Origin of the sequence: uncultured Acetatifactor sp. (assembly GCF_948601915.1) — a bacterium.
Classification (GTDB): domain Bacteria; phylum Bacillota; class Clostridia; order Lachnospirales; family Lachnospiraceae; genus Acetatifactor.
This window is the reverse complement of the sequence record NZ_CAPDXS010000060.1, coordinates 17,739-28,840: the sequence shown is the minus strand read 5'-3', so window position 1 is coordinate 28,840 and position 11,102 is coordinate 17,739. Positions and strand designations below refer to the sequence as shown.

General features: G+C 56.4%; 6 protein-coding genes. All 6 read left to right on the top strand.

Annotated features, from left to right (window positions below; translation table 11 throughout):
• Positions 1 to 556, top strand: a 556-nt coding sequence (locus tag Q2B33_RS11985) for an amidohydrolase family protein (protein ID WP_300822694.1), incomplete at its 5' end; no start/stop codon positions are given.
• A 34-nt stretch (positions 557 to 590) separates the two neighbouring features.
• The gene (locus Q2B33_RS11980; protein WP_300570443.1) at positions 591 to 1,361 is read left to right on the top strand and encodes a dihydroorotate dehydrogenase electron transfer subunit; all 771 of its coding nucleotides are present in this window, start codon (positions 591 to 593) and stop codon (positions 1,359 to 1,361) included.
• Positions 1,358 to 2,266 (top strand): dihydroorotate dehydrogenase, encoded by a 909-nt coding sequence (locus Q2B33_RS11975; protein WP_300570446.1) that lies wholly within the window; start codon positions 1,358 to 1,360, stop codon positions 2,264 to 2,266. The genes Q2B33_RS11980 and Q2B33_RS11975 overlap by 4 nt, the downstream gene beginning before the upstream one ends.
• 190 nt (positions 2,267 to 2,456) lie before the next feature.
• Positions 2,457 to 3,980, top strand: coding sequence for an SPOCS domain-containing protein (locus tag Q2B33_RS11970; RefSeq protein WP_300570449.1), 1,524 nt, complete (start codon positions 2,457 to 2,459; stop codon positions 3,978 to 3,980).
• A gap of 120 nt (positions 3,981 to 4,100) precedes the next feature.
• Positions 4,101 to 4,958 carry a tyrosine-type recombinase/integrase gene (locus Q2B33_RS11965; RefSeq protein WP_300570452.1) on the top strand — a complete coding sequence of 286 codons (858 nt, stop codon included), beginning with the start codon at positions 4,101 to 4,103 and terminating at the stop codon, positions 4,956 to 4,958.
• A gap of 465 nt (positions 4,959 to 5,423) precedes the next feature.
• Entirely contained in the window at positions 5,424 to 11,060 is a 5,637-nt protein-coding gene (locus Q2B33_RS11960) for a SpaA isopeptide-forming pilin-related protein (protein ID WP_300570455.1), read from the top strand.
• Positions 11,061 to 11,102: the final 42 nt, after the last annotated feature.

The following is an 11,102-nucleotide window of genomic DNA, read 5'->3' as shown; positions in this document are numbered from 1 at the left end:
CCGCGCCCGGGCCCGGGGCGGCAACATCCATGCGGAGGCCACGCCCCATCATTTCACCCTGACGGAGGAAGCGGCCATCCGGTACGGCACCCTGGCGAAGATGAACCCGCCCCTGCGGGAGGAGGAGGACAGGCTCGCCGTCATCCGGGGGCTGGCGGACGGCACCATCGACATCATCGCCACAGACCATGCCCCCCACACGGCCCAGGAGAAGGAAAAGCCCGTCACCGAAGCGCCCAGCGGCATCATCGGCCTTGAGACCGCGCTGGCCTTAGGGATCACGGAGCTGGTGGAAGCCGGGCATCTGACCATGGCACAGCTCCTGCGGCTCATGAGCACCAACCCTGCGGATCTGTACCACCTGGACGCAGGATACCTGGCGGAAGGGGGCCCTGCGGACATCGTCCTGGTAGACGCCGCCGCGGAATTCGTCCCGGAACGCTATGCCTCGAAATCGGCCAACACGCCCTTCACGGGGTGGAAGCTGCGGGGGAAGGTGGTGCGGACGATCTGCGCCGGGAGGACAGCTTACGAAGAGGCACTTGTAGTAAAATGATTTGTGACAGTAGTATTCAGAAAGGACCCTACTCATGAAACAAAAGCACACAGCAAAAGTGCTCTCCCAGCGGGAGACAGCACCGGACATTTTCGACATGTGGATAGAGACCCCTCTTGCGGCGGACGCGAAGCCCGGCCAGTTCCTGGGCGTCTATCCCAGGGACAGAAGCACCCTTCTGCCCCGCCCCATCAGCATCTGCGAGACAGACGCGGCCAGGGGCGCGCTGCGCATCGTCTACCGCGTCGCCGGGGCAGGGACAAGGGAATTCTCAGGCTACAGCCAGGGGGATGCCATATCCCTGCTGGGGAACCTGGGCAATGGCTTCCCCTTAGAGCAGGGAGCCGGGAAAAAAGCCTTCCTCATGGGCGGCGGCATCGGCGTGCCCCCCATCCTGGAGCTGGCCAGGCGTCTGGAAGCGGAGAAGCAGATTGTCGTAGGCTACCGTGACGGGAACCTTTTCCTGAAGGAAGACCTGCAGAAATATGGCACCCTCCACATAGCCACCGAGGACGGCAGCGCCGGGACGAAGGGGAACGTGATGGACGCCATCCGGGAGAACGGCCTGGAGGCGGAGGTCATCTTCGCCTGCGGCCCCATGCCCATGCTGCGGGCCATCAAGGCATACGCGGCAGAGCGGGACATCCCGGCCTACATCTCCCTGGAGGAGCACATGGCCTGCGGCGTGGGCGCATGCCTGGGCTGCGTGGTGAAGACGAAGGAAGTCCACCACCACTCCCATGTGCCCAACGCCCGCATCTGTACCGACGGCCCCGTCTTCGAAGCGAAGGAGGTGCAAATATGAAAACGCAGGTAACCATCGCAGGCATTACCCTGAAGAACCCTGTCATGACAGCCTCCGGGACCTTCGGCTCCGGCATGGAATACGCGGAATTCGTGGACCTGGACCGGCTGGGAGCCGTAGTGACCAAAGGCGTGGCCAATGTCCCCTGGCCCGGCAACCCTACCCCCAGGGTGGCGGAGGTCTACGGCGGCATGCTCAATGCCATCGGCCTCCAGAACCCGGGCATCGACGTGTTCCTGGAGCGGGACATCCCCTTCCTGAAGCAGCATGACACCAAAGTCATCGTCAATGTCTGCGGCAAGACCGTGGAGGATTACGTAGAAGTAGTGGAACGCCTGGGAGAGGAGCCCGCGGTCTCCATGCTGGAGATCAACGTATCCTGCCCCAACGTCAAGGAGGGCGCGATCGCCTTCGGCCAGAAAGCGGACGCCCTGTTCGATATCACGCGGGAAGTCAAACGGCACGCCAGACAGCCCGTCATCATGAAGCTCAGCCCCAATGTCACCGACATCGCCGAGATGGCCCGGGCAGCGGAGGCGGCAGGGGCGGACGCCCTCTCCCTGATCAACACCATCACGGGCATGAAGATAGACATCCATAAGCGCACCTTCGCCCTGGCCAACAGGACCGGCGGCATGAGCGGCCCCGCCATCAAGCCGGTGGCTGTGCGCATGGTCTATCAGGCGGCCACGGCGGTGCAGATCCCTGTCATCGGCATGGGCGGAATCGGGAGCGCCGAGGATGCCATCGAATTCCTGCTGGCCGGGGCCACTGCCGTCAGCGTAGGCGCCATGAACTTCGTGAACCCCTACACCTGCACCGAGGTGGTGGAGGGCATAGAGCGCTACATGGAGCAGTACCATGTGGAGGACGTGACGGACCTGATTGGAGCGGTGCGGGGCTGAAGCTCCAGGTACGCAAGCGGATTCAGTCCTTTTCAGGCTGCCCTTACAGCGGGGCAGGTTCAAATCTCCTTGAAAGAATGCCGGGCGAGGGAATCGCCCCAGTCATATCCTGCGGAATACCTTCATATATATTCCTATACGAGTATATATGGAGGTATTTTTCGTGGAATTATTAAAGAGGAATATACATATGGACCGCGTCAGAGTCCAGGCCGTCACCCAGTTCACCCTGGAGGACGATGTGAACATCCCGGAGAACAAGCCGGACGTAGCCGCGCTGAACCTGGAGAAGGGGGAACTGGTCATCGATGAGATCAGGCCGGGGACGGACTCCGTCACTGTCCGGGGCAGGCTCTCCTTTGTGGCGCTCTACCACACCATGGAGGAAGGGAGCAGCCTGGTGGTGCTGGAGGGCAGGATGCCCTTTGAGGAGAGAGTCAACATGCAGGGCGTGGTGCCCTCGGATACGGTGGCCGTGGACGGCGAGGTGGAGGACCTCTCCGTGAACATGATAAACTCCCGCAAGCTGGGCATCCAGTCCCTGATCACCCTGACGGCCAGGGTGGAGGAGCTCTACGACGAGGAGGCCCCCATCGCCGTCCACGGGGACGAAAAGGTGGAATACCGCCGCATGCCCCTGGAGCTGGCCCAGATCGCCATCGCGAAGAACGACATCTTCCGCCTGAAGGAGGAGGTGGCGCTGCCCTCCAATTATCCCAACATCTTCCAGATTCTCTGGAGCAACATCTCCCTGGGGGATATGGAGTTCAAGGTCATGGAGGAGAAGCTGGCCATTTCCGGGGACATCCACCTGTTCCTCCTATATGAGGGCGAGGGGGAGGATCATCCCTGCCGCAGCTTCGAGACCACCATTCCCTTCAGCGGCGCGCTGGAATGCCATGGCTGCAGGGAGGGGATGCTGCCGGACATCCGCTACCGCCTGGGCCAGCAGGAGCTGTCCGTGCGCCCGGATCTGGACGGGGAAGAGCGCAGCGTGGGCCTGGAGCTGGTGCTGGACATCGCCATCCGGATCTACCAGGAGGAGAAGCTGGAGGTCATCTCCGACCTTTACGGCGTGACCAAGGAAGTCAGCACCGTGACCCACAAGGCGGATCTGCGCAGGCTCCTGTCCAGGGTCACCGGCAAGACCAAGGTCACGGACCATGTCCATGTCACGGACGGCACAGTGCTCCAGCTCCTGCACAGCGAAGGGTCTGTGGCGCTGGAGCAGCGCAGCACCGTGGAGAACGGCATCTTGCTCCAGGGGGCCCTGCAGGTGCGGGTGATGTATGTCACAGGGGAGGACGAGGCGCCCTACGGCAGCGCCCAGGCCAATATCCCATACCAGTATACCCTGGAGGTGCCCGACATCGCGCCCGAGGACATGGGGGAGGTGCGCGCGGAGGTGGAACAGCTCCAGGTGACCATGCTGGACGGGGAGGAGATGGACGTCAAGGCCGTGCTCAGCTTCTCCACCGTGGTGTTCAAGACCATCCCCGTGGAGCTGATCAGCGCCGTCAACGTGTCGGAGCTGGACAGCGGGAAGATGAGCAGCCTTCCGGGCATGGTGGTCTACATGGTAAAGGACGGCGACAACCTGTGGAACATCGGGAAGAAGTACTACGTGCCTGTAGACGCCCTCCGGGAGCTGAACGGGCTGGACAGCGATGAGCTGAAGGCGGGACAGAAGCTGCTGATCGTGAAAGGGAGCTGAATCCACCATCTCTGAAATAAGGATGACAACCCCCGGGCGGATATGGTATGATGGAAAATATTTTCCGCAGAGACCCTGCGGGGGATACAGGAGGACAAAAAAGCCCAGGGAGGTACGCAGATGGAACTTACAGCAGATAAGACGATCATGGAGCGATTCGAGAGCAGACTGAAGGAAGAGGAAAAGAGCAGGGCCACCATCGAAAAATATCTGCGGGACGCGAAAGCCTTTGCCGCTTTCCTGGGCGATGCCCCTGTCACAAAGGACGCGGTCATCCGATACAAGAGCCACCTGTCGGAAAACTACGCGGTGGCCAGCGCCAACTCCATGCTGGCTGCCGTGAACAGCTTCCTGCGCTTCCTGGAATGCGCCGACTGCGTGGTGCGCACCTTCAAGGTCCAGAAGGCCGTCTTCCGCTCCAGAGAGCTGGAGCTGTCCAGGAACGAATATGTGCGCCTGGTGGAGACGGCGAAGCGGCGTGGGAACCGGCGCCTGTGCCTGGTCATGCAGACCATCTGCGCCACCGGCATCCGCATCAGCGAGCTGCCCTTCGTCACCGTGGAGTCCCTCCATACGAGACGGGCGCGGGTCTCCCTGAAAGGCAAGACCCGCACCGTCATCCTGCCCATGGAGCTGTGCCGGGAGCTGAAGCGCTATGTGAAATCCAGCGGGATCCAGTCCGGCAGCGTCTTCGTGACCCGGGGCGGCAGGCCCATGGACCGCAGCAACATCCTCCATGCCATGAAGGCCCTCTGTCAGGAGGCCGGCGTGGCGGCGGGCAAGGTGTTCCCCCACAACCTCCGCCATCTGTTCGCGGTCACTTATTATAATGTAGAGAAAGACATCTGTCACCTGGCGGATCTGCTGGGGCATTCCAATGTGAACACCACCCGCATCTACACCCTCATAAGCTGCGAGATGCAGGAACAGCGCCTGGACGGGCTGGGGCTGGTGCTCATCGACACAAATACCGCATAATAAACATTATGCGGTAACATCGGAAAATGATTCTATCTTACCTTATTATACTCTCCCGGTCCCTATATTTCAATATCTGAGGGGGAATTTCCGAAAGAATTTCCTTCCAGAGCTTTTCTGTCAGCCACCCGGATGGGGTGTGGCTGTTCTTTTGCTGTCTGCAAATCCACTATAACAGATGATTAGTCAAAAGATACGTCTAAATTTACGGCAAAAATGGGTTTTCCAACCAAAAGCTTATACAGCAGACCGCCAGGATTTACAGTGGTGTCCCCGGGAAAGTACCTAGCTGGCGGTCTGCAGTCGGGTTGCGCTGCAAATTTAACCAGTGCGCAGTATATATTTCCGGCTGTGCGGTACCACGTAATGTTTATTATGAGGTAACGTACAAATACCGGAAGCGCGCAGGGGCGTTCTGCATAAGGCTGACAGATTGACGGATTTAGATACAAGGAAGGAGACGGCATGATGGAATCATTGAGGAAGCAGGCTGCAAGGATATTGCGGGAGAAGAAGAAATATAAGCTCTGGCTGACGGCATTCCTGTGCATGGCTGTACTGGTCACAGCCGGAACAGTGGCGGCGCTGACCATGAACGGCCAGGCGCTGAACCGCAAGGAGAAGCTGCTGATTTGCGGGTTGGATGTGCATGAGCATACGGAACAGTGCCGGGACAGCGAAGGGGAGCTTGTCTGCGGTCAGGCGGACTATGTGATCCATATCCACAATGACGACTGCTATGGGAAGGACGGCGCGCTGGTGTGCGCACTGCCTGAGAGGAAGCCCCATGTACATGACGCAGCATGCCTGGAGGAGCAGAAGACACTGACCTGCACCCTGGAGGAAACCCAGGGCCACCAGCATGACGAGGCGTGCTATACAAAAGTACAGGGCGAGCTGACCTGCGGCCAGGACGGGGCGGGGCACCAGCACGGCCCGGAGTGTTATACAAAAGTACAGGGCGAGCCGATCTGCGGCACAGACGGGACAGGGCACCAGCACGGTCCGGCATGCTATGCAAAGGTGCAGGGCGAGCTGACCTGCGCAAGCACAGAGGAGGGCCATGAGCACAACGAGGGATGTTACGCCTGGAGCGAGGAGCTGACCTGCGGGCTTGCGGAAGAGGTTCATGAGCACACGGACGAATGTTACGCCTGGAGCGAGGAGCTGACCTGCGGGCTCGCCGAGGAGGCGCATGAGCATACAGACGACTGCTACGCCTGGAGCGAGGAGCTAAACTGCGAGATACCGGAGGGAGAGGACGCACATGCCCATACGGAGGATTGCTATACCATAGAGGAAAACTACATCTGCGGCGAACTGGAGCTGCATGCCCATGAGGAGGACTGCTATGACGAGGAGGGGAACCTCATCTGCGAGGAGATTGAGCTCCTGGAGCATGTGCACGCGGACGACTGCTTCGAAATCATAGAGCCTGACGCTTCCGGCGAGGAGAGCGAAGAATCCGATCAGGAAAGCGGAGCATCGGAGGAATCCCAGGAGGGGAATGCTGCTGCGGATGAGTCCGGGGCAGAGGGCAGCGAAGCGGAAGAGGACAGCGAGGGAGAGCCAGAGGACAGCGAGGGAGAAGAGGAGCTTTTCCGGAAGACATATGAGGACGCGGAAATCAGGGTAGTGGCGGAATACCATAAGTCCGCGAACATCCCGGAGGAAGCGCAGCTTGTGGCAGAACGCATCGGCACGGAGGCTGAGGGCGATGCACCGGAGGCTGCGGAGGAAGACGGGGATGAAGCGGCGGGTGGACAGGACATGGAATCTGCAGGGGACGGACAGGAACTTCCCGACGCGCCGGAGGCAGAGGATAAAGATGCCGGGGCCGTCCCGGGAGAGGATGGCATGGAGACCGCGACAGAAGAAGTATCCTACAGGCTCCGCTTCCTTATCGATGGAGAAGAAATCCGGCCGGAGGGCACAGTGACATTCACCGTACAGGGCCTGGATGAAAATGGAAATGATGCAGGGCAACCTGTGATACTGGTATGCGATGCGGACGACAGCCCGAAGGCCATGGTGATAACTCTTGTCAGGAAAACGGAAGCAGAGGTGCAGCATGAATTCCGCAAAGAGGCCTGGGACGGCAATATATCTGTGATTGTGGAATACGACACCGCTGCGAACATTCCTGAGGAGGCAGAGCTTCAGGTAAGGCAGATTACGGCTGAAAACGATGCTGCGTACTATGCACAGCGTGAGGCCGAGTATCTTGGACAGATTGCCGGAAGCGCCGCTATGGATTTGCTTTTTGACATCGGCTTCTATGCGGGAGGCGTCAAGATAGAGCCGGAGGCAGCCGTATCTATCACGATTCAGATACCAGAAGGTTTCGCGGAAGAGGGCGAAGAGATTCACGTAGTCCGTTTTGGCGAAAACGGGGCTGAGGAGATGGAGGACTGTGTTTCGGCAGATGAGGCAGGAAAGCAGTCCGCAGGATTCCGGGAGAGCATTCCTTCAACCTATGCGGTTGGTAAGGCGGAGCCCAGGAACTTCAGCGTCAGGAAAGAGTGCAGAATTGACGCTCTGAACATCATCGTAATTGCCGAATATGATCTGGGGGCTGAGATTCCGGAGGAAGCAGAGCTGAAAGTAGAAGCGATTACGCCGGAAAGCAATCCCGAATACTATGCCCAATGTGAGGCGGAATATCTGGAGCAGGCAGGCCAGGGGGCCCAGATGGATATGCTCCTGAATATTGGCTTCTACGATGCGGACGGTGCGGAGATTGAGCCAAAGAAACCTGTCTCCATCACGATTCAGATGCTGGATGACCAGTATGAGGACGGCGAGCAGATGAGCGTAGTCCACTTTGGGGATGATGCCACGGAGAAACTGGATGCCTCTGAAATCAGGACGGACGAAGAGGGGAATAAGGCCACCAGCTTCGAGGCAAGCAGTTTTTCACCCTATGCCCTTGGGAGAAGCGGAGAAGGCGGCTCCCTTCTGGAAAACGGAAGGTCGTATCAGATTTACTGTGAAAGTGGGGGCAATGCGGTGGCATTGTCCCACAAAGATAATAAATTGGAAGCTATTGCGGTTGAGGTAGATGCCAGTGGCGTGGTAGTTCCTACGGGCTATGCGCAGGCAGACTTTGTGTGGGAGTATGAGGATAATGGATATGGTGGTTATGCACTGAAGTATCATGCTGGGGCTCAAACATATTATTTGTGGGATGTGCCTGAATGGGCTATAACAGGCAGTCCATTTTCGATGCTGAAATTTTGGAGAAACAGCACTGACGGGATTATGATTATGAGTACCTTGGAAAGCGATTATTTGTGCTATGAAAATAATCAGATTGTGGCTAAGAAACAACCTTCTTTTACTGAGTGGAAGTTTAAAATCCTCGAAATCGAGAAGACCGTCAAGGTGAACTACTATAAGAACGAAAATAGCGTTACACTCTTTCAGGACGAGGCAGGACAGCCGAGCGAGAAGGGGACTTTGCTTGGAAGCAAGCAGGTGGCAGTGGAGGAGATAGACGGGAGGGATATTATCCGGATACCTCTCACAGGAACCGTGACGGGGCAGGGCGGCGAGGAGAATGACATCGGAGCTCTGGAAGATTATTCATTCAATGGCAACACCTACAAATTTTACGGCTGGTCCCTGCGAAGCAATTCCAATTACAGGCCGGACATTGATTATTTGATATATTGCGGAACCCCGGTTCAAATCAATGGCTGCACTGTTCCGACCTATGTGACCGATGGTATGCTTACCATGGATGTGACAGGTAGGACAGGTGGAATAGATTTACATGCAATATGGGCTGCGCCCAGTAATGTCGCTGGATCCGATGGTGTTAAGTATTACGGCACGAACTATGAAGAACTGAACAAGTTTGCTGAAGACAAGGACCGCAAAGGAAGAGGAGTAATGTTCTTTGTAAGGCTTGACGGGCAGATTCCCAACGAGCCGGCAAATAAGGGCCAGGAAGGGATACTGAACAGAGCCAACTATACAGAGCATGTGTTTGCGAAGGATGACATGGGCCAGGAAAAGAGGATGCCGCTCAAATATTGGATGCATATATATGGCGTTCAGAATGGAGATGCCGTCGAAGCCAATTTGGCATATAAGCCGACAGATGAGGATTTGTTGGCGGCAATTAAGGCGAAGAACGGTTCTATAAAGGTAGCGGGTCAGCCAGTTGATTTCTCGGAGATGACAGTTGATGAGTTTACAGAAAATTATTATGTCGCCTGGTACGTATGTAAGGACGGAAGAGATAAGGATGACGAGGGAAGACCACTTGGTGACTGCTGGCATATCGATGGCGTACTGCTGAAGAAAACGGAGCAATGGAACCTGGTATACGCTGATAATGGCATAACAGATAAGAACAGCATCATTCCAGGCACACAGTATGCGTTCCGAAATCAAGGCAGCCTGGCGACAGTGCACAATACCTTGATAGCCCGCGGAGGTGAGTTTTTACAGAGCGACATCCCTCCGAAGAAGACAGGATACAACTTCGCCGGATGGAATACCAGCCCGGATGGCAGCGGAACCTGGTTCACGGCAGGGACATATAAGTCGGAAGATGGCGCGGCGGACACTGATTTCAGTGACAATGATACCATTACCGTAGAGGTGATTGCGGAGGGCCAGGATGCCGGGAAAGGCCAGGTCTATAAGAATGGTGAAAAGGTGGATGGCCTGTTCGCTACAAAAAAGGCCAATGGCATATATGAAGTCATCCTCTACCCGCAATGGGCCAAGGGTACGAACCTTTTGACGGTAGCAAAGACGGATACAGAGGGCAATCCGCTAAAAGGCGCAAAGTTCAAACTGTATGAATGCGCCTTGACAGACGGAAGGCTGCAAAAAGGCAGAGAGCTGACAGCACCAGGAGGCAGCGCGGTCAGCGAAGGAGGCATACTGGCGATTCATGATTTGGAGAATGAGACCTATTACTGCCTGGAAGAGAGCTATGCGCCGAATGGCTATGAACAGCGGAATGAAATATACTTTTCGGTCGTAGTTGCTTCTACACAGGAGAACGCGACAATCCAGCAGGAAGTGATGTCTATCTCCATTTTGGATGCCAATGCCCAGGAAATCGAAAACCCGGAGTGGCTGGAAACCCAATATACAGGAGGCGGCACATCGGGTACAGGAGGCATCGCCAATATCCGCTTTACCATCAAGGATGAGGCGATTCTGCAACAAGTCTCTTTCAGAAAGACGGATGAGACTGGAGCGCCGTTGGCCGGTGCACAGTTCACGCTGTGGAGGGAAGAAGAGGGTGAGTATAAGGAAATAGGAACAAGTTTTGAATCTGATGCGAAGGGCGTATTTGACTTTAAAGAAATTTCAAAACTTTCCTATGGCAGATACAAGCTGGAAGAGACTAAGGTCCCTACAGGCTATAGAAAAACCACAGTTTACTTTGAAATCAACGACCCGGTTGCGGACGGTGACTACAATAATGGAATGGTGGTTACGAAAGTGGAGATAGATGGGGCGGAGGTCCCGGACTTTGACAAGAGCAGATATGCTGTCGATGCAAGCGTAGTACAGACCACCCAGGATGTGAATGGGGACAATATTCCCGCAACAAGGTACAGCTACAAATTGACAGTGCAGAATGAGCGCGGCATGTTGCCGGTGGCCTTGCAGAAGCGTGGCGATGATGGACAGCAGGCGCTGGCTGGCGCAGAGTTTACCCTTTATGCTGATATCGACAAGGCATCGATTGTGAAACAAAATATCGTTTCCGGACAAGACGGAAAATGCGAGATAGGAGACCTTGCGTTCGGCACTTATTATCTGTACGAAGAGAAAGCGCCGGATGGGTACAACCGGCTGTCAGAGCCGATCAGGATTACCGTAAACGGGAATGGCGTCTCGGCTCAAAGAGGAACAACCGGCGAGGCGATAACAGTCACACCAGATAAAGGAACAGGCAGTACAGTATATGTCCTGGAAATATTTAATTCAAAGGGAATCATGCTTCCCGAAACCGGTGGCTCCGGCACTGAAGTGTATACATTGGGCGGGCTTGCGGTAATCGCGGCTAGTCTTATGTACGGTCTGGGCATGAGGCGCAGAAAAGAGAAAGGAGGTCGGACCTGGTTCTGAGATAAAGCCTCCGCTCGACGCTGATACGCGCCGACTGCAAGA